We start from the raw sequence: 21,082 nt of genomic DNA on the forward strand, positions 1-21,082 counted from the left end.
CTTAATAGCCCTTGATTTTGTTATTGTTGTTGTTTTATTGGGCAAGTATTGTGTCAGAATATGTATGAATAGACAAACGTAAGTTAACGCTGCTGTTAACATTTATTTTACATTGCTTTTACTGTTAATTAGAACGTTACTAGTAAAAATGAAGAGGCTATAGGTTATGCCGTTTAGTTGGTTCGATATTTTCGCCATCATTATTTTTATTCTCTGCTGGGCTGGATATACGGCATTTGCACGCAAGCAAGCAAAAACCACGAATTGTATTGCTCGTTGCTTGCATCAGCACCGAATTCATTGGATGTACGAGCTAATGACTCGTGATGTTCGAGTAACTGAAGCTGCACTACTTGCCAATTTAGAACGCAATATCGCTTTCTTTGCCTCAACGTCACTACTGGTTATCGCCGGTATATTGACCTTGTTTGCGCAAATCGAAAAATTGGAGGGAGTGATTGCGTCGCTACCTTTTGCTGACCCGTCGAATCACCTTGCGATACAACTTAAACTGGCCTTATTGGCATTTATATTTGTACTAGCGTTTTTCCATTTTACTTGGTCAATGCGTCAATACGGTTTTTTGAACGTTATGATAGGTGCTGCACCTATTGATTTAGCGGGAACAAACCCCAACTTAAAACAATACGCTAAGCAAATGGCCGTTGTTCAAGACCAAGCCGCACACTCCTACAACTATGGACTGCGCTCCTATTATTTCTCGTTGGCCGTAATTTGTTGGTTCTTTCACCCTTGGTTGTTTGCGTTAGCAAGCTTAGTTGTGGTTTACACCTTGTACATTAGAGAGTTCAAGTCGAAAGCGGTTCGTGCGATTACAGTTGCGCAAGATCTGTTATGGGTTGAACGAGAAAAGGGTGACGCTAATGCAATTAATCAAACTAAGGCATCAATTAAACGTTAAAACTCGACATGGCTGGGCGGTAGTTACTAAGTGGCAGAACAATTTAAATATTATACGGTGAGCGATTTTGATCGTTTTGATTGCGTTAAACTCTCGAAAACTATTTATTTAGCGCTTGCTTACTTATTACGTGGCTACCTAGTGTGGATGATGTCGGTCACCAACTTCAATGACAGGGTAGGAATTATTCAGTGGATTTACCCAGAGCCCAAGTTATTCTACCTAAATTTGGCATCCGGTAGCTTAGGCCTATTAGTTTTGCTGCTAGTGAGCTTAAGGCGTCCTAATGCGAATTCATGGGTGAAAGCTGTGTGGCCTCATACATTAAAGATGATACTGGCGGCATTAGTGATAGATAGTGTGATTGTGTTTGCTGGCTATTATTGGTGGCAGTTAACGGATGTGAGTGTGATGGTGGCGCAATTATCAATCGCCTTAATCGTCGCTGCACCATGTTTGTTGAGTAAACGCTTAAAGCTAAATTTGGTTGAATTTCCAGAGCCGTTACCAGAAAAGTAACGGCTGTTTCGAATTGATTATTTGCCAAAGCCTTGGTCAATAATCAAATTTTTGCCTTCGGCAGCTGTTCTTGCTAAATCATCGCAACGTTCATTCTCAGGATGGCCTGAATGGCCTTTAACCCATTTCCATTCAATTTCGTGGCGCTGAACTTCTTCGTGTAATTGCTTCCATAAATCAACGTTTTTTACCGGCTGTTTGCTGGCAGTTTTCCAATTGTTTTTTAACCAGTTATGAATCCAATTAGTAATGCCTTGACGCACGTACTGGCTGTCGGTCGTAATGGTCACTTTACAACCTTCTTTGAGTGTTTGTAGCGCTTTAATCGGCGCTAAAAGCTCCATGCGATTATTGGTCGTTTGTTGGTAGCCTTGTGATAACTCTTTTTCGTGCGCTTTATATATAAGTAGCGCACCATAGCCACCTGGGCCGGGGTTGCCGAGACATGAGCCATCGGTATAAATATGAACGTGCTTTTGCATTAACTACTGCCTTTTGCGGTTTAAGGCCAACAAGTATTTGATTATTGGCGTTCGTACGCAGATAAATAGGGCGTTTGATGACCAATTTATTTTCGATGTACGATTTTGATTGTGCTGTTTTTATTATGCAGTTTTTATTATCCTATGAAGCTCCGCCAGAAAGCCAGCACATTTGCGCTGGTTCGTTGTTATTAAAGGTGTTAAGTGTCAAGCCCAGCTAAGCAAGAAGAGCGTTTAATCGTACTGGATACCGAGACTACCGGTATTAATCCAAAAGAAGGCCACCGTATCGTTGAAATTGGCTGTGTTGAGATGATCAACCGTCAACTGACCGGGCGAACCTACCATGCCTACATTAATCCTATGTTCCAAATGGAGCAGGAAGTTATTGACGTTCACGGCTTAACGAACGAATTCTTAGCCGATAAGCCACTGTTTAACCAAGTTGCCCAAGAGTTTATCGACTTTATACGCGGTGCTGAATTGGTTATTCACAATGCGCGATTCGACGTTGGCTTTATGGATCACGAATTCGGTATGGTTAATGCTGGTTTACCGATGACGGATGATATATGTACCGTTACCGATACGCTGAAAGTATCGAAAGATGAATTCGGCTCGCCAAAAACGTTAGATTTTCTTGCCAAGCACTATCGGGTAGACAAGCTTGTTGACCGTACCTATCACGGCGCTTTGATTGATGCCCAGTTATTGGCTTACGTCTATATCGAGATGACGCGCAAGCAGGCAACATTTAATTTAAGCGCGGATGAAGGTGATGGTGGGGCGCTTGCTGGTGGTATTCGCCGTTTAGCAGAAAATCGAGCGCCATTAAAGATTGTTCAAGCTTCTGCCGATGAACTAATAGCACATGAAGAAAGGCTCGCAATTGTAGAGCAAAAAGGAAGTTCACCACTATGGTTAAAATAAGTCGACTGCTGGTTGTTGGTGCGTTATCGCTAAGTTCGCTCGCCCACATTAGCCAAGCAGTTGAACAACAGGAAGAAACCTCGCCGCAGTCAAACACTATGACCATGGCTGGCAACAAGGCTATGGCTAACAATATGTCAATGGACGCCAGCAAAGACAAAGCCATGGCGCAAAAGCCAAGTCCTAAAATAGATTATTACGACGTTGACAACGTTACCAACCAAATTCCTTATTTTGACAACCGTTTTCGTATTGATGCCCAGCTTGATGAAGTCACCTTGTTGTTTTATCGAAAAATGGGTTCACCACCGATTATTTTAGTACGACCTGACGGCAGCAAGGTCAAAGTGAACCAGCATGATAAAGAAAGCGTCGAGTGGTACGACGATCGCACGTTTGACATGATCAAAATGAAACGCCCGATGCCGGGCCCGTGGCAAGCGATTGGGCAGATTCAACCAGGTAGCCACATCATGGTGATGTCGGAAGTACGTCTTGAGGTCGCGCCATTACCTAATATTATGCTGTCAGGTGAAACGATTAAAATGACGGGTAAGTTATTTAATGGCGAGCTTGCTATAGATAACCCTTCTTTTAAAGACGTTGTTCGATTGGATGTAGACTTCTACAGTACTAACAACTCTGCTTATAACAATTTTGGTGCTGAGCCGGTTAAGCTAACTTCGTTTCGCGACGATGGTCGAAACTTAGATGAATATGCCGACGATGGTATTTTTACCGGTGAGTTTGAACTGAACTTTTCCCCAGGTGAGTGGATTCCGCTATACCTAATTAAGCTGCCGATGGCGAGCAGGGAGCTTAGACAACAGCCAATAATTGTTCATAACAACCCTATTACTTTAACCGCTGAAACAACGATGGATTCGCAAAGTAAGCATCTGCTTAATATTGCTATTGATGATACGCATGTAGATCCAGACAGTATGGTATTCCAAGGAAAAGTCACCTTTCCTGATAAACAAGTAGAAGCATTTTCAATAATGGAAGGTCAGGGTAGTGAGCGTATTCATGAAATTAGCTACACTGAACCAGGCGTTCATAGAGTCAAGATTAGTGCATTTGGTGAAACCCGAAATGGCCGAGAGTTTAGGTTAGTCGTGCCAGACTTTTCATTTAATGTTGACCGCGATCCGAATGAACTGGTGGCGACGGTAAATGAAAATGGTGAAATTGTTCAGGTTAGCCAAGAAGAAATTGATCAGCTTGCGGGTAATGAAGAACCGAAATTATCCATTGAAGAAGAACTTGAACTACTAAAAGAAGAACAAGCGGCGATAAAAGCAGCAGAAGAAAAAGAAACTTTACTATTTATCGGTATTGGCAATGGTATTATTTTAGTAATTGCTGCACTTGGCTACGGTATTTTTCTATTTCTTCGTAAAAGAAAAACTAAGCAAGCTGCTGAAAAAAGCGAATAAATCACCGGAGTTTGATGCTATTTCACCCTTATTGGTTGGCATTTGTGCACTTGAAAAATAATCTCAAAAAAGTGGTTGACGGATAGGGAACAGATCCGTAATATTCGCTCCGCATTCAACGAGATGTTGTTGATTAGCAGAGTTTTAAACGCGGAGTGGTAGTTCAGTTGGTTAGAATACCGGCCTGTCACGCCGGGGGTCGCGGGTTCGAGTCCCGTCCACTCCGCCAATTAAAATTCTGATTTTGCATTAACTGCGGAGTGGTAGTTCAGTTGGTTAGAATACCGGCCTGTCACGCCGGGGGTCGCGGGTTCGAGTCCCGTCCACTCCGCCACTTAATGTAAAGTATTAATCTTCAGTTTCAGCGACGCAGCAATATACAGTTTGTATAAAAGCTAAATGCGGAGTGGTAGTTCAGTTGGTTAGAATACCGGCCTGTCACGCCGGGGGTCGCGGGTTCGAGTCCCGTCCACTCCGCCAAGTCGTTAGATGAATTCAAATAAAGAAAATTCTTATCGGTAATTTTTAATGTAATTGTTGATAAGTAATACTGCGGAGTGGTAGTTCAGTTGGTTAGAATACCGGCCTGTCACGCCGGGGGTCGCGGGTTCGAGTCCCGTCCACTCCGCCAAATCTTTATCTGAATGAATACTTTGAATATTAAGAATATACATCCTTAACAATAGTTTTAAGGATATTACTGCGGAGTGGTAGTTCAGTTGGTTAGAATACCGGCCTGTCACGCCGGGGGTCGCGGGTTCGAGTCCCGTCCACTCCGCCAACATTCTTAATCGATAAGTAATAAAAACAAAATAAACGAATTGTTGAATACAAAACTTCTATTAGGTAACTTATTTAAGTTCTATTAAATAGGAATATCTAAATAGTAAATGCTGCGGAGTGGTAGTTCAGTTGGTTAGAATACCGGCCTGTCACGCCGGGGGTCGCGGGTTCGAGTCCCGTCCACTCCGCCAATATTTACTGATAGTCTACTAGAAAAATATTTTCTCGAGACCAACACTTTTATTTCTTATTATCTATTTGTTTTTACACTGTAAAACAGCGTAAACAATCATATTAACTTTCCTTGCTCTAATTTAATTATTCCCTCAAAAACTTTACTTTTCGAGTTTACCTTTAATCTTATTATCTGTTCATAACGCATGTTTTGACACCCGCTATAAACGATTACTTACAAACGACTTCTCGTCTTTGAAATCAGCTTCTCTTAGCATACTTCTTAATTATTTTGATAATTGGTAGGTTAGTCGATGAATGAGCGAGTAAAAGTAGGGCCAAATCGGTTTATCGTTGGTTTATGTCTTTTCTTTTTGACACTTTTTGCGCAGTCAGCGAATCAAATTTACTTGTCATATAGTAGCGAGCAAGAAGTCGCTGTAAATATCCCACTAACCCTGGGCTTCCTCTCTGTATTAACAATTCCAGCATTATGGATAGGCTTAGTGTTAGGCTCGAAGTTAGGACTTGGTTTACAGAACACACAGAGAACTGATCAACTCGACTTCAATGGACACTCTCAGCTAGATAGAAAGCCGAGAGAGCCCGCGCTAAGGTTTACTGGAATGAGTGCAGGAATCGTTTATGCCATCAGTTTTGGAGTATTTCTTGGAGTTTTATTGCTTTTACTTCGCGACTTGCTGCATCCATATTTACCTCAAGCACTACCTGAATACGGTTTTCGTGGATTAGAAGGGGGCATACTCGTATCGTTTGGTGCCGCGGTTGGTGAAGAGGTTTGGTTTAGATTTGGTTTGTTAACATTAGTGCTTTATATCTTTTGTCAGTTGACAGGAAAAATTCAACCTTCAGAAGCTATGGTAAAGCTTGCTATTGTATTTATTGCGACATTATTTGGTTTAGCTCACTTACCGCAACTCGCTGCTTTTCAAGCGTTCACTAATTTCGCGATTTGGGCAACTATTTTGGGTAATATATTAGTGGGTAGCTTATACGGCTGGTGCTTTTGGCGATTTGGCCTTGTGTCGGCCATAGTTGCCCACTTTAGCGTTGATATTGTGCTCCATGTCTTACCAGCCACAGCATTATATAGTGAATACGTTAATAACTGATAAGAGCTATTAATTGCCTTTAGATAAATAAAGCTCTTGCGTATTTATAGCGTTTTAAAGGCTAAATTATACCGATCTATGCTGGTTAACTTGAGTCTCTAGCACTTGTTCTTGCTCGTGTTGACAGTAGAGTTGGTGGATTAATTGATCTTTTTCTTGCCACTGCTGATTTAGCCATAGCTGGAAACTTTCTTTGAACCCAACATCATCAAAATAGTCGCCGATCATCGCTTGTTCGATATCAATTGCTTCGATGTTAACAACGATTTTACCTAACTTACCTTTAAGCATATCCTTCATGACATGGCCTGGGTTGTCTGGGTAGAGCAGGGTAACGTTGAGTACCTTGTCAAATTGCTCCCCCAAGGTCGCTAACGTAAAGGCAATACCACCTGCTTTGGGTTTTAACAGATAATTAAATGGACTTTGTTGCTTTTCATGTTTGCTTTTCGTGAAACGCGTACCTTCAACAAAATTGATAATGGTAGTTGGATGATCCCTAAACGATTGACAAGACTTTTTCGTTGTTTCGATATCCTGGCCTTTTAGATGGGGGTGCTTTTCTATAAAAGCTTTGCTGTAGCGTTTCATAAAAGGCATATTCAACGCCCAACAGGCCATTCCTAAAAACGGTACTTTTCTCAACGATTCTTTAAGGAAAAATTTAGGCTCGGGCGTATGTTGTCTGGCAACTTCAGCGATCACCAAAATATCTAACCAACTTTGGTGGTTAGCTAAAATTAAGTACCAAGCGTCTTTACTTAGATTTTCTGCGCCATTTACTTGCCACTCTACGCGATTTATTAGTCTTAAAATCAGCGTATTATTGTATGTCCACAGGCGGTATACCGTGTGCATAGGGCGGTGTAATAAATAGTGAAAGTGCTTGATAGGTATAAGTGTTTTAAGTAAACCGCCGAGAAAAACTAAGGTACCGCTAAAAGCTAAATTTAAACAAAATAAGGCAAAAGCAAAAGGCATTAAAACAAAGCTAGGCAATCCAGTTAGCATTTTTACTCCATCACTACTTGTTGATATCCCAATCATTATTTTAAGTTTATGGATGGTGTGAGATATCTTTCATAAAAATGACATATTACCGATATTTATTTTAAACAGGTACCGTTATGTTTGTCACAAATGTACGCTGAAATCTTAGCTTGAAGGGATAATGTTATTTAAAATCAAGGCTATAGGATAGTTATTTGTTTTTCATAAAGCATAAAAAAACCTGCCGAAGCAGGTTTTTTATTTATGTTTTATTAGCGCTAACGATTAAGCAGCATGCTCTTGGCTATCAGCCATTTCTGCTAGTAATGATTTTGCCGCAGGCAGGTCCATTGGGTCAAAGTCATCTACATCGATTACAGCTTTACGACCTAACTCAGTCTTACGCAGGTGCTCGGCTTCACTTTCTGTGATGGCATTTGCCGCAAGACCTTTTTCAGCCACTTCATTTAAGCGGAAGAAAGGTAGCTTTTTACCGACAGCACGACAGACTTTATCGTAAATTGGCTCGGCAGCAAGAATGTCGTCTAACGTTTGCTCAAGCATACCTACAACATTTTCTGGCTCGCGAGTTAAGTACTGGCCTTGACCAATTCGGTTACGCGTTTCACATGGCGTTTGTAGAATCTTAGCGACAGCGTGGTCAAGTTTGTCAGATGGCTTAGTTAACCAGCTACCAAATGGCAAGATAACCGCACGTAATGCTACTGCAACTGCTTTGTTAGGGAAGTTGCTTATTAGCTCGTCAATTGCAACTTGTGTTTGGTACAAGCTGTCTTCAACTGCCCATTGTAATACTGGCAAGTCAGCAGATTGACGACCTTCGTCATTAAAGCGTTTTAATGTTGCTGAGGCTAAGTACAAGTGACTTAGAACATCACCTAAGCGCGCTGAAATACGTTCGCGACGTTTTAAATCACCACCTAGGGTTAGCATCGCGATATCAGATAACATGGCTAAGTTAGAGCTAAAGCGTGTTAACAATTGGTAGTATCGGCGCGTACCGTCGCTGTATGGTGATTTAACAAAGCGAGAGCCTGTTAACGACATCCATAAGCTGCGGAAAATATTGCTTGTTGCAAAACCAATGTGACCAAATAATGCGTGATCGAAGTCATCTAATGCTTGTTTGAAGTTGCTGTTACCGGCCGCTTCAAGTTCAGCTAAAACGTAAGGATGACAACGGATTGCACCTTGACCGTAGATGATCATGTTACGGGTTAGGATGTTTGCACCTTCAACCGTGATAGCAACTGGTGCACCTTGGTAGCCGCGTGCTAAGTAGTTAGCAGGGCCCATACAAACGCCTTTACCACCGTGAATATCCATCGCATCTGTCACAGATGAACGCATTTTTTCGGTTAAGTGGTATTTAGCAATTGCAGAGATTACCGACGGCTTTTCACCTAAGTCGATACCGCCTGTTGACATAGTTGTCACAGCATCCATTAGGTAAGCGTTACCGCCAATACGTGCCAATGCTTCTTCAATACCTTCCATTTTACCGATAGGTAGTTTGAATTGACGACGAATGCGGCTGTAAGCACCTGTGGCAAGTGCGATAGATTTAACACCACCAGCACTGTTTGAAGGCAAGGTAATTGCGCGACCAACAGACAAACACTCAACTAGCATACGCCAGCCTTGACCAGCCATTTTCGGGCCACCGATAATAAAATCAAGCGGTACGAATACTTCTTCACCTTGTGTTGGACCATTTTGGAATGGCACATTCAATGGGAAGTGACGACGACCGGTAATAACACCGTCTAAGTCAGTAGGAATTAGGGCACAAGTAATACCTAGGTCTTCTTCTTCACCAATTAAACCTTCTGGATCGTAAAGTTTAAATGCTAAACCAAGCACAGTAGCTACTGGTGCAAGTGTAATGTATCGCTTGTCCCAAGTTAGCTTCATACCAAGGACTTCTTCGCCGTTAAATTCGCCTTTACAAACGATACCGAAATCAGGGATAGAGCCAGCATCTGAACCTGCTTCCGGGCTTGTTAATGCAAAACAAGGGATCTCTTCACCTTTCACTAGGCGTGGCAGGTAGTAATCTTGTTGCTCTTTTGTACCATAGTGCTGTAATAATTCACCTGGGCCTAAAGAGTTAGGTACACCAACTGTACTTGCTAATACTGAGCTAGCACCCGTTAGTTTTTGTAATACACGAGATTGTGCGTAAGCGCTGAATTCAAGACCACCGTATTCTTTTTTGATGATCATGGCAAAGAACTTGTTGTCTTTTAAGTATTGCCAAATCTCAGGAGACAAGTCAGCACGTTCGTGAGTGGTTTCCCAATCGTCAACCATTTTACAAACTTGCTCAACTGGGCCATCTAAGAATGCTTGCTCTTCCGCCGACAAACGTGGTTTAGGGAAGTTATGAAGCTTTTGCCAGTCCGGGTTACCACGGAATAGATCAGCTTCGAACCAAGTTGTACCTGCGTCAATCGCTTCTTTTTCGGTACGAGACATTTCAGGCATGATGCCCTTAAACATTTTAAGTAAAGGCTTACTGATGTATTCCTTTCTGAAGCTTGTCATGTTTAAAGGTAATGCGATGGCGGCAAAAACTAACCAACCAATAACAGAAACAACGTTAAATACAGTACCTACTACCATCAGTATGCCAAATACTAAGGTGTAGGTTGTTAGAGCGGCTCTGGTATAAGCCATAAACCAGCTAAGGGCAATTGCGCTGGCGAACCAAATTAAAGTTTCCACTTACTTTCCTTACTTATTAAAGAGGTCAGACCACTAAAGGTTAGCTCGTAGATGAAAAAAATTCAATTAAAATGTCGAATAAATCAATAAATCTCACGTAAGTTTTGTTGAAGCGTTATAATTTCGAGCTTAGCGAGCCAATCTATTGGCTTTTGTTTTTAGGTTTTGCTATCTAGTTTTTGAAATTTGGCTTGTCACTATCGTCGTTGTTAGATCATGGTGACTAGCTTATTAGCTTTTAATTGAGGTAAATAAAGCGTCTATGTGTGAACTTCTTGCCATGAGTGCAAATGTGCCAACGGATATCTGCTTTAGTTTTGCGGGCTTAATGCAGCGTGGTGGTAATACAGGGCCCCATAAAGATGGTTGGGGGGTTACTTTTTATGAAGGCAAAGGGTGTCGTAGCTTTAAAGATCCGATGCCGAGTGCCGAATCCAAAATTGCCCAGTTAGTAACAGATTACCCGATCAAGAGCGAGTCTGTGATTTGTCATATACGCCAAGCCAATTCAGGCGCAGTTTGTTTAGAGAATACTCATCCATTTGTTCGTCAGCTTTGGGGTAAAAATTGGACTTATGCCCACAATGGCCAATTGAAAAATTTTATTGAGGCGTTGACAGTTGAGCATCATATACCTGTTGGCACAACCGATAGTGAGCATGCGTTTTGTTGGCTGCTCGATCAACTTTATATAACGTTTGGTCGCACCCAACCAGCACCGGAAGTGTTGTTTAATTTTATTGCCGATCACGCGCAGCAAATTAATCAGCTAGGTGTGTTTAATCTAATTTTGTCTGACGGCGAGAGCTTATTTGCATTTTGTTCAAATAACCTTCACTGGATTACCCGACGGGCGCCTTTTGGCCAGGCACAGTTGATTGATGCCGATATCGTCGTTGATTTTAAACAAGAAACGAATTCAACCGACATAGTCACTGTTATTGCCACTCAGCCGCTCACCAATAATGAAAAATGGCACAAGATGGAAGCAGGGCAGTGGCATGTGTTTAACAGAGGGCTCTGTGTGTTTGGCTCGCCAACTTAAAAGCGACTACTTTATACGTGCTTTGGTTAATACAGAAATCAAACAGCAACCATGTGTTGCTGTTTAATTTTTATAGAAATGACGGATTGGTATTTGCCATTTAGCGGCTTACAAAAACGTTAGTTTATCGTTATTGCAAGTGAACTTATGTCTAGTGAACTTGTGCTAAGTGAGCTTTTAGTTAACAGTCAAAGAAGACAATTGTGCTTGAAACTGCTCAACGCCGCCTTTTTGTTGAAACAACTTCACCATCAAATAATCAAGTTCAGGTGCAAACCACGCATAGGTGACACGCTTTTTGTCTACCACTTCACGTTTTAAGCGAATCGTTTTTACTAAACCATACGGCAGCATCAATTCTTCTTCGCCATCATACTCGTAAACGTAATTTTTGATTTTGCCAGAGGTACCAACCACCGGATAAACAAAATGTTGCGGCTTTTGTGCTTGGTCATCATTGGCAATTAAGTTCAAACGGTTTTGTAGGTGATAGCTAAGCTTGTCTTGAATATTGGTAGGAAAGTTTATATCGCGAGTACGCTTTGTTTTTACATTAGTTGCTTGATTGGCTTTAACGTCGTATTGCCATTCATAATATTTGTCTTTGCCAGTGCCTTCACGGTTATAGGTATAATGGCTTGGCGTTACTTTGCCGCCTGCCACTTCGACAATTGAAGTTTCGGCGCGGCGATCAGAAAAAATCATCCACTCAATATCCGTGTGATAACTGTATTTCGCTAAACCATTCTCTAAGTATTCAAGTTCGCGTGTAGCGCTACCAACGGCTTTAGATTTGCGCAATATGGTATATTGCGCAGTAAAAGGACTTACAAGAGGGGACGCTAATTGTTCACCTTGGGATGCATAAGCAGGTGATAAAGCGCTTAATGAACCAGCAGCCAATGCGGCCAATAGCCATTTTTTCAACATCAAAATTACCTCATCAGGAATGTACGCAAAAGAGTAGCGTTATACCAATCCACATAAATAAATGTTCACTCAGCTTGAGATAAAACGTTTTAATGCAAGGAGCATGTTTGCTCGTCATAGTTACTCTATTTCAAAAACATGCAACACAGCAGTAAAGCGTTTTAGCCAAGCCTTTCAGGAGCTTTTCAGCTGCTCAATTGCTGCGCAAAATTTTCTAGATGTAGAGCAACTATATCGGAAAATTTTTTTTTGTACTTAAACCGCTGAAATAGCTCTGAGTAGAGCATATTATTATGCGGATTGGTATTATTCTTCGCTTGCATATCCTGACATAGGCAAAGGTGTGTCATCAAGTATTGCTTTTTCGTCCACCATTTTTAATCGCCCTTGGCATAGCCATTTGACGACAAGTGGGTAGATACGGTGCTCTTGTTCATGAACTCTAGCAGCTAGCTCGTCGGCTGTGTCATTCTCAAATACAGGCACTTTCGCTTGCAGAATAACTGGGCCACCATCTAACTCTTCAGTTACAAAATGAACACTAACGCCATGTTCGTCGTCACCTGCATCAATGGCGCGCTGATGCGTATTCAAGCCTTGGTATTTGGGTAACAGAGATGGGTGGATATTAACAAGTCGACCTTGATAATGTTGAACAAATGCTGGCGTTAAAATGCGCATAAAGCCAGCAAGCACAACAACGTCCGGTTGATACTTATCAATGGCTGCCATCAAGGCGTCATCATAAGCTTCTCTAGTGGCAAAATCATGATGGGATAGTGTGGTGGTGGCGATATCGGCGTTGGCAGCACGTTCTAGGCCATAAGCGTCAGCTTTATTCGATAATACGCCAACCACTTGGCCCGGATAATCTGGCGATTTGCAGGCGTCGATAATCGCCTGCAAATTAGTCCCACTGCCAGAAATTAAAACGAGAATTCGGCAGGACATTTAGCTTACTCCTGACCAATAACGACTTGTTCTTGATCTTCTGCTTTGGTTTGGATTTCACCAATGTGCCAAGCTTGCTCGCCGTGTGCCTTAAGAATTTCAAGACTTTGTTCAACAGCATCTTGAGGCACAGCGATAATCATACCAACACCACAGTTAAAGGTACGGTACATTTCATGGGTTGTAACATTACCTTTTTCTTGTAACCAATTAAAAATGCTTGGCCACTGCCAAGATGTTTCATTAATAACTGCTTTAGCATTTTCAGGTAGTACGCGTGGAATATTTTCCCAGAAGCCACCACCGGTAATATGTGATAGCGCATGAACGTCTACTTCTTTGAGCAGTGCAAGTACAGATTTAACGTAAATCTTCGTTGGTTCAAGTAAGTGTTCGCCAATTGATTTACCGTCAAGTAGCTCGTTGGTGTCACAACCGCTTACTTCTAGCACTTTGCGAATTAATGAGTAACCATTTGAGTGCGGGCCAGAAGAGCCAAGAGCAATCAGTTGGTCACCAGCGGCAACTTTTTGTCCGTCTAATACTTTTGATTTTTCAGCAACGCCAACACAGAAGCCAGCAATATCGTAATCGCCTTGATGATACATGCCAGGCATTTCAGCAGTTTCACCGCCAACTAACGCACAGCCTGCTTGCACGCAGCCTTCAGCAATACCGTTAACCACACTTGCGGCAACTGGAACGTCTAACTTAGCGGTTGCATAATAATCAAGGAAGAACAGTGGCTCCGCCCCTTGAACAATTAAGTCGTTAACACACATAGCAACAAGATCGATACCAACCGTGTCGTGTTTTGCTAAATCAATCGCTAAACGCAATTTTGTGCCAACGCCATCTGTACCCGCTACTAACACAGGCTCTTTATAACCAGTTGGTAATTGGCAAACCGAGCCAAATCCACCTAAACCACCCATTACTTCTGGGCGAGTTGTGCGCTTTACCGCGCCCTTAATGTTTTCTACTAACTCATTGCCTGCATCGATATCGACACCAGCGTCCTTATAGCTTAGGGATTGCTTTTGTTCGCTCACGAGAAACCTCAAATTGTTCAAAAGGATTTTTGAAAGCGCATATTCTAACAGCGCATTTAGGGAGATAAAATCTTTATCAGAAATTATTTTTAAGTGAAAACTTTGTCGCTAATTATGTTAAGATCGACACTATGAAATTGATTCAATTAAACAAAATGTTCCACGCGCTGGTATTAATTTTAACCACATTTAGTATATTTTCAGCAGCAGCGATTGAAGTAACTGATTTGTATCAAGCAAAAGTCGCGGTTGACTCGCAAGCAAACAAAGATCGCAACCAAGCAATTAAAAAAGCCATGGCGGCTGTGTTACTTAAAGTGGGTGGTCAAGAATCGGTATTAACCAATAGCGAAGTAAAGCGACAGTTAAGTCGTTACAATCAATATCTCACGCAATATCGCTACGAGCGCGATAGCGAACAGCTCTTTCTCGTGGCGATGTTCGATGAAAACAAAATCAACCAATTATTCCAACAACAAAACCTAGCCATTTGGGGGAGCTTACGCCCGCAGATTTTAGTTTGGCTGTTAAATGAAAACGACTTGAACCGAGAGGTAGTGGCTGAATCAGCTGGACTTCCTTGGCCCAAACAAGTGAATGATTTTTCTGAGCAGCGCGGCCTGCCGTTATTATTACCGCTAATGGATCTAGAAGATTCGCTGCAAGTAAACGTAACTGATTTATGGGGGCGTTTTGCCGATGCAACTGAACAAGCAGCGGCAAGATACTTTGTTGATGCCAACTTAATTATTCGAATTTCAAACAGCAGCTTGTTGAGCGAGCAAGATCAGCAAGTGGCATGTGAAGGCGTGCTATGCCAACAACCTAGTTGGTATGCGGTTGATTGGTCGCTATTGGCCGAACGCCAGCAGTTTGGTGAAACCTATGAAGGAAGTGATGTGGCGGCGCTATTATCACAAGTATTAAAAGATGTTGCGTCTGTGGTTTATCAAGACTACGCGCTATCTACCGATTTGAACAATGAATTGCTAATCGACGTGGCTAATGTTGACTCATTAACAAGCTATGTCGAAATTCATCAATTTCTAACTGCTTTGTCAGCGGTTGAGTCGGTAACTTTAGTCGAAGCAGAAGAACAAACTAGAACATTTAAGCTTAATTTACTCGGTTCAAAAAAAGCCTTATTGGCGTCACTTAAATTAAATGATCAGCTACAACAGTATATCGACCCTTTAGTTGGCGAAGAGCCAGGTGCAAACCCTGTGTTTTATTGGAGAAAACAATGAAGCAAGATGCACAATTAGCACTGGCTGTGCACTTGCCTGATGATGAAACGTTTGAGAGTTATACTGGCAACACTAATCTAACAGTACTCAAAATTTTACGGGATTTCGTCAGCCAATTAAGGTTTTCGCATACTCATAAAACGCAAAATTCAACGCAACCTGATTTGATTGAAACGGTCAATAGTTTTTATTTATTTGGCTTATCAGGCGCTGGTAAATCTCATTTATTGCATGCCGCCAGCAACTATGCCGACAGCTTAGGTAAAACCTCATTGTGTCTGCCAATGTCTGAGATTATTGAGATGCCAGTTGAAGTGCTGGAAGGGCTTGAACAAATTGATTTAATTTGTGTTGATGATATTCAGCTGATTCGCGGTAATATGGTTTGGCAACAAGCAATATTTGACCTGTTTAATCGCGTTAAAGAGCAGGGCAAGCAAATTCTGATTGCGGGCACAAACTCAGTGCAAGACCTGTCACTAGAGTTACCTGATCTCAAATCACGATTGAGTTGGGGTTATGTTGAGCAGCTAAAACAATTAACCGACGATGAGAAAATGGCGGTGGTTGCAAGGCGCGCCCGTCAGCGTGGCTTAAATATTCAACCAGACGTAATTAAGTATCTATTGAATCATTTTAGCCGTGACACAACCGCTTTAATTCAATACTTGGATACACTCGATAAGTTGTCGATACGTGAACAACGCAAAATTACTATTCCATTTATCAAAGAAGCGCTAGCCAATAGTTAGACAGCTTGTTGTTTAGCGCTTTTCGTCACTTTTTTGTCATTTGCCTTTTTCTTAGTTTGGCTTCCTATCAACTAAGGTAGTCATTGATTTGTGTTACTGCGTTTCGGTAAAGGTTTACTGTAGTAATGGTATTGACGATTACTGGTGTTAGCAGAGGTGCCATCGTTAGCACTTTTTGCCCTTGCTCGGCCATTAGTGTTTGGGCTTAGTGACAGATTGTCTCGCCAACTGGCACCAGCAACAAAAGGGATTGCTGCAGGTAGTTCAGCAATTGCTGCTTGTGCATCGAATTCTGGATAAACAAAGTTGGTTGTATAAGCGGCGCGATCAACAATTTGTGGTTGAGATAGTCGGCCACGCTGTCCCCACTCAACGATGTAGTCGTTGCGATTATCATTGACGTTGTTAGGGTTATTGGTGACCGCAACATCGCGCTGAACGCCATATCTATGTTGCATCATTAACTCTTCAAAGAGCATGGCAAAGTCTTCACGTTCAGTGCTAAAACCATAAAAATGCACTGCCTTGTCTGGTTCAAACAGTGTACGAACATCTTGTGGTAAATACGCCTTTTGAATGTCTGTTGCATTACCCGTGTTGTAGCGTACTTGCGCCAAATCTTTCATTACTTGGCTTTCCAGTGGGCTAAATGCGGTGAGCAACTCAGAGCGGGCCGCATTGTCTAGCGCAGCATCTAACACGCGGGCTTGGCTATTTAGCGATGACCAGTTAGTTTGTGGAAAGAAATCATTGGCATGGGCAAGCTCGTGGTAAAGCAAGTAGCCAAGTGGGTAGGTAAGTGCTGAAAGCGGACGTTCTACTCGCTCATCTTTAGCGTAAAATTCAAATGCGTAATCGTTGTCTTTAACGTAACGCCATGGAATCGCAAATTGTAAATCATCGCCTAAACCTGAACGAAAATCTGGCGCTTCGTTAATTGTGTCGCGCTGTCGTGGTGTTAGCCAAAAGTTCTCTGCATCTAGGTAGATAGCACCGGTTGCCGCCCAGTAAAATGATGGTCTAACATCATAGGCAATAACAACCGCTGTTGTTGCTCTGAGTAACTGCTTAAAGTCATCGTGAGGGTCGAGTTGCTCTAAAAATGCTTTAAAGTTATCGCCCATCCATTGATGAGAGACTACTACTCTGTTCATCACATCATCGACACTTGGTGTTAACGTTTGTTGTGCCAGTAGTGGAAGTCGCTCTAATGTGCATGAGGAGTTGAGAGCATTGCTATAAACACAATTGGCTAACTGATTCGCATAGGGGCTATTTGGGTTATACGGAAATACGCGGGCAACGCGATCGTCAAAATAAGCAGCATTGCTAATACTTTCAGCTTGTTCTACCAATATCGTGACAGTTTCTGAGGATTGACGGTTATTAACATTAGCGCTGACTTCAAATGAGAAAAGCGTATCTTGTGAAACTGCTGGCGCGTTAAAAATCAACACATTGTCACTGGTACTACTGAGGCTTATTGAAGGCCCTTGGGTTTGTCGCCAATTGACATTAGATAAGGTGACAGCTTCATTTTGCCCACTAAATACGCGAAGTGATACCTTATTCTGCGCTAATACGGCTTGTCCCGTCGGGATGGAAAGTGTGGCGTTATCTGCGGAGACATCAATCGCAGCGTTTAAGGTTTTCGCTTGCCCATTTTCATTGAAACTCACTTGGAATTGATAGTTGCCACTTTCTGTCGGAACTACCGATAAAACTTTGTGATTGGTTGTGACAAGGTCGATTGCTTGTCCACTGGCTTGCGACCAAGTAATGTTGGAAATGTTAGTATCAGGTGCATGTAGGATGAGCTCGGCGGCCTGATTAGTACTAACGTTGTTGCCATCAATAACAATCTCAGCGTTTTTTGCTGCGCTGCCACTGTTGTTAGGGCTTGGTTGAGTTGTTGAGTCACCCGAGGAGCCACCGCCGCAGCTATAAAGCGTTGGTAAGGCAATGATAAATGCACAGTTAATTAGTTTTTTATTCATGCTAAAACTCCTGTGAATGACTCAAAATAAAGGTGGTTACTCTTCACCCTTCTTCTTTCTGATACTTAACCCGAGCTCTTGACCTCGATATTTCGCGTAATAAGTACCACCAAAAAACATCAGGCTGGCAAATATTAGTTCAATCAATGGGTAAAGCTTATTGGCTGACACCCATAAACTGGTCAAGCTGTGTAGGAAATACCACATGACAATAAAATTAGACCAGGCAAAGGTATAAGGATTTCCTTTAAACATACCCTTAGCTGGAAAAAATAACGGCACTACGAATAAAACTAACGCTAGCCAAGGGCCAAGTGAGCTTGGTTCAAGCACCAGTAACCACAGTGGCATAAATGCCAATAAACCAAAGTAGCCAATTAGGGCTATTTTTTTATAGGTTGCAGTGTTGATGGATTTCATTGAAGTTAAGGCCTATTTAACTAATGGGCTACAGCAAAGCACTAACATTTTCTGGTGGACGACCAATAACGGCTTGTTCACCTTTAACCACAATGGGGCGCTCCATTAGTTTAGGAGTAGCGGCCATGGCGGCAAATAATGTATCGTCATCTGCGCCTTTTAGTGCTTGCTCTTTAAATTCGGTTTCTTTAGTGCGCATCATATCAATAGGTGCAACCGATAATTTTTTTGCTAAATCGCGCAGTGCATCTTCAGACAATGGAGTTTTTAAATATTCCACTACTTCATGCTCAGCATTAGCAGATTCGATAAGTTGAAGTGTTTGGCGGCTCTTTGAGCAGCGTGGATTATGGTAAATAGTTAACATAAATTTTCTCAGTGTTTACATGTTAGATACGCTTGCAGCAATGGTTTACAAGCGTTTTAGTTTATTTTGTTGGTCTTCAAATTGTAAAATACGGGCTTTAATTCGCTTTTGGATTAGTGGTTTCCCTTCCGCAAAATTATAGCCAGTTTGTAACTCGTCAATTGCTTTAGGGTAAGCGCCTAGTAGGGCATAAACTTCTGCCTGTGTGGTATGCATCAACGCTGTTTTTTTCGCTTTGCGGTAAACTTCATTTAGTAAATCGTAAGCAATAAAGTGCTTTGGCTTGACGAGTAAGAAATCTTGTAGCACTTGTTCAGCTTGATCGTATTGTTGGTTTTTTTGCAGTGCATTAGCATAGTTCAATGCCACCACTTGGTTGTTCGGCATTAGTAAATTTAGCGCTGCTAACATGTCGATTGCACTTTGATAATCCTCTAGTTCGAGGTAGGTATCAGTTAAAGCGTCAACATAAAACAAGTTACGTTTGTCATTAGCCAGCAACTGCTCTAGCAACTGTTTTGCTTGGTTATAATCTTCATTAGCAAAATAGGAAAGTGCTAAACCATAGTTAGCCGCTTCTTTAATGGCATACTGTTGCTGTTTAAGAATGTGCTGAAATTGTGTGATATTGTTTTTCGGCTCACCTTGATATCGCGCTTGAATGCGCGCTTTAGCCAACTCAAATTCTAGGCTAGGTGGCAGCTGAGTTCTTGGGTAATTTTGTGCTCTTAAACGGGCATCACTAATTCGAGATTCTGGCAGTGGATGCGTCAATAGCATTGCCGGCGGCTTAGATTTATAGCGGAACCGTTCAGCCATCTTGCCAAAAAAGTTCGGTGCACCCATTGGATCAAAATTACTATTCACCAATAACGCGATGCCGACGCGATCTGCCTCTTTCTCGTTGCCTCGCGTGTAATTTAATGAGGCTTGCTGGCTTGCGGCAACACTGGTACTTAGCGCCGCAATACCAACGGTTGGGTTAACTAAGGTCAGCAAAACCCCACCGAGCATACCTGCTAGCGTGAGCGGTTGGTTGGCTGATTGCGCTTCCAGCCGACGAGCCAAATGGCGCTGAGTAACGTGTGATATTTCATGGGCAAGTACTGACGCTAGTTCACTTTCCGTATCAGCTGTAGTGATAAGCCCAGAATGCACACCAACATGGCCGCCGAAGAAGGCAAAGGCATTAAGTTCATTGTTGTTTAATACAAAAAACTTAAATTTGTAGTTAACATCTTGCGCATTTCTAACCAAGCGGTTACCAAGGTGGTTAAGGTATTCGGTGATCACCGGATCGTGCAAAATAGGTTGTGTGGCCCTTAAATGGCGCATCATGGCGTCACCGACCACCCGTTCTTTATCGATTGATAAAATACTTGAGCCGGCAGCCCCTATTTCAGGTAATTCATTTTTGTCTTGTTGTGCATTAATAGGAGAACTACCAATGGTTAAGCACAGACCAATACTGAGTAAAACAGGTTTAAGCTTAAACAAAATTATCCCACTTCATTGTTATTAGAGTTAGCTAGACCAGCGATAAGTGCATCTTTGTGATGTTTGATGGCTTCTTGGAAAAATCTAGCGATATTAGGTCCTTTGACCTCAACGATTTCAAATGATTCATCCAAATAGCCAATTAATCTTTCAACTCTGCGGTAAATATGACGGATCAGCGCGACATCCGCTTGATCGCCGTTTTCAGCGGTTATCATAATAAATGACATTAAACTGTTAACGCGAAATAAGCGGCGCATCGCTTCTGGGATCCAGCGTTGAAATGGACACATGGGGTGATCGATCATGTTGTGATTCATTCGTTGACCGCGAATGACAGGGTAGCAATGAAGCTCATAGCCCATGTCGTTGTATACATGACGCAGGCTGACTTGTGGTTTAATCGCAACTGTTATCTCACCACTATTATCAACATTGCCTTTTAGTAAATTTAGATTCCAGTACTTTTTATCTAAAATATTGGTGTAGCCACTTTCAAACCCGTGACTGAGGATACCATCAAGTTCACCTGCCGAACTGGCGACCATATGATAGAGCGCTGAAACATCTCCCCAAGTGAGCTGCTTTTTTAAAGCGTTTATTTCTTTTAAATCGACTGTTTCAGGTAAATCCAGCATATATACACAAATGGTTGAAAACAAAATTAAACTACGACACTTGTTGTATTCGATTGTCGCAAATTA

Annotated in this window: 19 protein-coding genes and 6 tRNA genes; 14 read left to right on the forward strand and 11 right to left on the reverse strand. The window is 42.0% G+C overall.

The genetic code is table 11. The features are described 5' to 3' along the window. Positions 1-166: 166 nt before the first annotated feature. Positions 167-922, forward strand: a complete 756-nt coding sequence (locus DXX92_RS08565; protein WP_116000074.1) for a DUF599 domain-containing protein — start codon at positions 167-169, stop codon at positions 920-922. A gap of 30 nt (positions 923-952) precedes the next feature. Next, a complete protein-coding gene (locus tag DXX92_RS08570; protein ID WP_116000075.1) occupies positions 953-1,441 on the forward strand; it encodes a DUF2919 family protein in 489 nt (162 codons plus the stop codon). A 17-nt stretch (positions 1,442-1,458) separates the two neighbouring features. On the opposite strand, the gene rnhA is transcribed toward DXX92_RS08570, so the two are convergent. After that, complete coding sequence (gene rnhA / locus DXX92_RS08575) at positions 1,459-1,923, reverse strand: ribonuclease HI (RefSeq protein ID WP_116000076.1); 465 nt, start codon at positions 1,921-1,923, stop codon at positions 1,459-1,461. A gap of 204 nt (positions 1,924-2,127) precedes the next feature. On the opposite strand from rnhA, the gene dnaQ reads away from it, so the two are divergent. The 9 genes from dnaQ to DXX92_RS19105 all read left to right on the forward strand — a co-directional run bounded on the left by dnaQ (position 2,128) and on the right by DXX92_RS19105 (position 6,382). Then, positions 2,128-2,853, forward strand: coding sequence for a DNA polymerase III subunit epsilon (gene dnaQ / locus DXX92_RS08580; RefSeq protein ID WP_116000077.1), 726 nt, complete (start codon positions 2,128-2,130; stop codon positions 2,851-2,853). Next, complete coding sequence (locus tag DXX92_RS08585; RefSeq protein ID WP_116000078.1) at positions 2,841-4,292, forward strand: TIGR03503 family protein; 1,452 nt, start codon at positions 2,841-2,843, stop codon at positions 4,290-4,292. The genes dnaQ and DXX92_RS08585 overlap by 13 nt, the downstream gene beginning before the upstream one ends. A gap of 152 nt (positions 4,293-4,444) precedes the next feature. After that, a tRNA-Asp gene (locus tag DXX92_RS08590) sits at positions 4,445-4,521 on the forward strand. 28 nt (positions 4,522-4,549) lie between these two features. Next, a tRNA-Asp gene (locus tag DXX92_RS08595) sits at positions 4,550-4,626 on the forward strand. Positions 4,627-4,695: 69 nt separating this feature from the next. Beyond that, a tRNA-Asp gene (locus DXX92_RS08600) sits at positions 4,696-4,772 on the forward strand. 74 nt (positions 4,773-4,846) lie between these two features. Continuing rightward, positions 4,847-4,923: transfer RNA gene (locus DXX92_RS08605), tRNA-Asp, on the forward strand. Positions 4,924-4,996: 73 nt separating this feature from the next. Continuing rightward, a tRNA-Asp gene (locus DXX92_RS08610) sits at positions 4,997-5,073 on the forward strand. 116 nt (positions 5,074-5,189) lie between these two features. Continuing rightward, positions 5,190-5,266: transfer RNA gene (locus DXX92_RS08615), tRNA-Asp, on the forward strand. A 609-nt stretch (positions 5,267-5,875) separates the two neighbouring features. Then, a complete protein-coding gene (locus DXX92_RS19105; protein WP_181901729.1) occupies positions 5,876-6,382 on the forward strand; it encodes a CPBP family intramembrane glutamic endopeptidase in 507 nt (168 codons plus the stop codon). Between the two features lie 66 nt (positions 6,383-6,448). Here DXX92_RS19105 and DXX92_RS08625 read toward each other — a convergent pair whose 3' ends face one another. Both DXX92_RS08625 and fadE read right to left on the reverse strand, forming a co-directional pair. After that, positions 6,449-7,393, reverse strand: a complete 945-nt coding sequence (locus DXX92_RS08625; protein WP_116000080.1) for an acyltransferase — start codon at positions 7,391-7,393, stop codon at positions 6,449-6,451. Positions 7,394-7,657: 264 nt separating this feature from the next. Further along, positions 7,658-10,120 carry an acyl-CoA dehydrogenase FadE gene (gene fadE / locus DXX92_RS08630; protein WP_116000081.1) on the reverse strand — a complete coding sequence of 821 codons (2,463 nt, stop codon included), beginning with the start codon at positions 10,118-10,120 and terminating at the stop codon, positions 7,658-7,660. 262 nt (positions 10,121-10,382) lie between these two features. Here fadE and DXX92_RS08635 point away from each other — a divergent pair, with 262 nt between their 5' ends. After that, positions 10,383-11,165, forward strand: coding sequence for a class II glutamine amidotransferase (locus tag DXX92_RS08635; RefSeq protein ID WP_116000082.1), 783 nt, complete (start codon positions 10,383-10,385; stop codon positions 11,163-11,165). Positions 11,166-11,342: 177 nt separating this feature from the next. Here DXX92_RS08635 and DXX92_RS08640 read toward each other — a convergent pair whose 3' ends face one another. From DXX92_RS08640 to purM, 3 genes are all read right to left on the reverse strand, one after another. Further along, a complete protein-coding gene (locus DXX92_RS08640; RefSeq protein WP_116000083.1) occupies positions 11,343-12,095 on the reverse strand; it encodes a DUF3108 domain-containing protein in 753 nt (250 codons plus the stop codon). 306 nt (positions 12,096-12,401) lie between these two features. Then, complete coding sequence (gene purN, locus DXX92_RS08645; protein ID WP_116000084.1) at positions 12,402-13,046, reverse strand: phosphoribosylglycinamide formyltransferase; 645 nt, start codon at positions 13,044-13,046, stop codon at positions 12,402-12,404. A gap of 5 nt (positions 13,047-13,051) precedes the next feature. Beyond that, on the reverse strand, positions 13,052-14,098 hold the full coding sequence (gene purM, locus DXX92_RS08650; RefSeq protein ID WP_116000085.1) for a phosphoribosylformylglycinamidine cyclo-ligase: 1,047 nt from the start codon (positions 14,096-14,098) through the stop codon (positions 13,052-13,054). A 131-nt stretch (positions 14,099-14,229) separates the two neighbouring features. On the opposite strand from purM, the gene DXX92_RS08655 reads away from it, so the two are divergent. Both DXX92_RS08655 and hda read left to right on the forward strand, forming a co-directional pair. Beyond that, positions 14,230-15,345 (forward strand): DUF2066 domain-containing protein, encoded by a 1,116-nt coding sequence (locus DXX92_RS08655; RefSeq protein WP_116000086.1) that lies wholly within the window; start codon positions 14,230-14,232, stop codon positions 15,343-15,345. Continuing rightward, positions 15,342-16,097: a DnaA regulatory inactivator Hda gene (gene hda, locus DXX92_RS08660; protein WP_116000087.1), complete on the forward strand. Its 756-nt coding sequence runs from the start codon at positions 15,342-15,344 to the stop codon at positions 16,095-16,097. Before DXX92_RS08655 ends, hda begins: the two co-directional genes overlap by 4 nt. An 80-nt stretch (positions 16,098-16,177) precedes the next feature. Here hda and DXX92_RS08665 read toward each other — a convergent pair whose 3' ends face one another. From DXX92_RS08665 to DXX92_RS08685, 5 genes are read right to left on the reverse strand one after another with little or no spacing between them, the layout of a single operon-like run. After that, the gene (locus tag DXX92_RS08665; protein ID WP_116000088.1) at positions 16,178-18,094 is read right to left on the reverse strand and encodes a hypothetical protein; all 1,917 of its coding nucleotides are present in this window, start codon (positions 18,092-18,094) and stop codon (positions 16,178-16,180) included. A gap of 36 nt (positions 18,095-18,130) precedes the next feature. Beyond that, positions 18,131-18,514: a DUF2069 domain-containing protein gene (locus tag DXX92_RS08670; protein ID WP_116000089.1), complete on the reverse strand. Its 384-nt coding sequence runs from the start codon at positions 18,512-18,514 to the stop codon at positions 18,131-18,133. Between the two features lie 28 nt (positions 18,515-18,542). Then, a complete protein-coding gene (gene arsC, locus DXX92_RS08675) occupies positions 18,543-18,881 on the reverse strand; it encodes an arsenate reductase (glutaredoxin) (RefSeq protein WP_116000090.1) in 339 nt (112 codons plus the stop codon). A gap of 45 nt (positions 18,882-18,926) precedes the next feature. Next, positions 18,927-20,378: a M48 family metalloprotease gene (locus DXX92_RS08680; protein ID WP_116000091.1), complete on the reverse strand. Its 1,452-nt coding sequence runs from the start codon at positions 20,376-20,378 to the stop codon at positions 18,927-18,929. Between the two features lie 2 nt (positions 20,379-20,380). After that, positions 20,381-21,016: a hypothetical protein gene (locus DXX92_RS08685; RefSeq protein WP_181901730.1), complete on the reverse strand. Its 636-nt coding sequence runs from the start codon at positions 21,014-21,016 to the stop codon at positions 20,381-20,383. Positions 21,017-21,082: the final 66 nt, after the last annotated feature.

It is taken from the genome of Thalassotalea euphylliae, from assembly GCF_003390395.1.
GTDB classification, from domain to species: Bacteria; Pseudomonadota; Gammaproteobacteria; order Enterobacterales; family Alteromonadaceae; genus Thalassotalea_F; species Thalassotalea_F euphylliae_C.

Coding starts and splice junctions, on each gene's coding strand:
- purN (WP_116000084.1), bottom strand. CDS start 13,046: ATGTCCTGCCGAATTCTCGTTTTAATTTCTGGCAGTGGGACTAATTTG.
- DXX92_RS08585 (WP_116000078.1), top strand. CDS start 2,841: ATGGTTAAAATAAGTCGACTGCTGGTTGTTGGTGCGTTATCGCTAAGT.
- DXX92_RS08665 (WP_116000088.1), bottom strand. CDS start 18,094: ATGAATAAAAAACTAATTAACTGTGCATTTATCATTGCCTTACCAACG.
- rnhA (WP_116000076.1), bottom strand. CDS start 1,923: ATGCAAAAGCACGTTCATATTTATACCGATGGCTCATGTCTCGGCAAC.
- DXX92_RS08625 (WP_116000080.1), bottom strand. CDS start 7,393: ATGCTAACTGGATTGCCTAGCTTTGTTTTAATGCCTTTTGCTTTTGCC.
- DXX92_RS08565 (WP_116000074.1), top strand. CDS start 167: ATGCCGTTTAGTTGGTTCGATATTTTCGCCATCATTATTTTTATTCTC.
- DXX92_RS08685 (WP_181901730.1), bottom strand. CDS start 21,016: ATGCTGGATTTACCTGAAACAGTCGATTTAAAAGAAATAAACGCTTTA.
- DXX92_RS08655 (WP_116000086.1), top strand. CDS start 14,230: ATGAAATTGATTCAATTAAACAAAATGTTCCACGCGCTGGTATTAATT.
- DXX92_RS08635 (WP_116000082.1), top strand. CDS start 10,383: ATGTGTGAACTTCTTGCCATGAGTGCAAATGTGCCAACGGATATCTGC.
- hda (WP_116000087.1), top strand. CDS start 15,342: ATGAAGCAAGATGCACAATTAGCACTGGCTGTGCACTTGCCTGATGAT.
- arsC (WP_116000090.1), bottom strand. CDS start 18,881: ATGTTAACTATTTACCATAATCCACGCTGCTCAAAGAGCCGCCAAACA.
- DXX92_RS19105 (WP_181901729.1), top strand. CDS start 5,876: ATGAGTGCAGGAATCGTTTATGCCATCAGTTTTGGAGTATTTCTTGGA.
- DXX92_RS08640 (WP_116000083.1), bottom strand. CDS start 12,095: ATGTTGAAAAAATGGCTATTGGCCGCATTGGCTGCTGGTTCATTAAGC.
- DXX92_RS08670 (WP_116000089.1), bottom strand. CDS start 18,514: ATGAAATCCATCAACACTGCAACCTATAAAAAAATAGCCCTAATTGGC.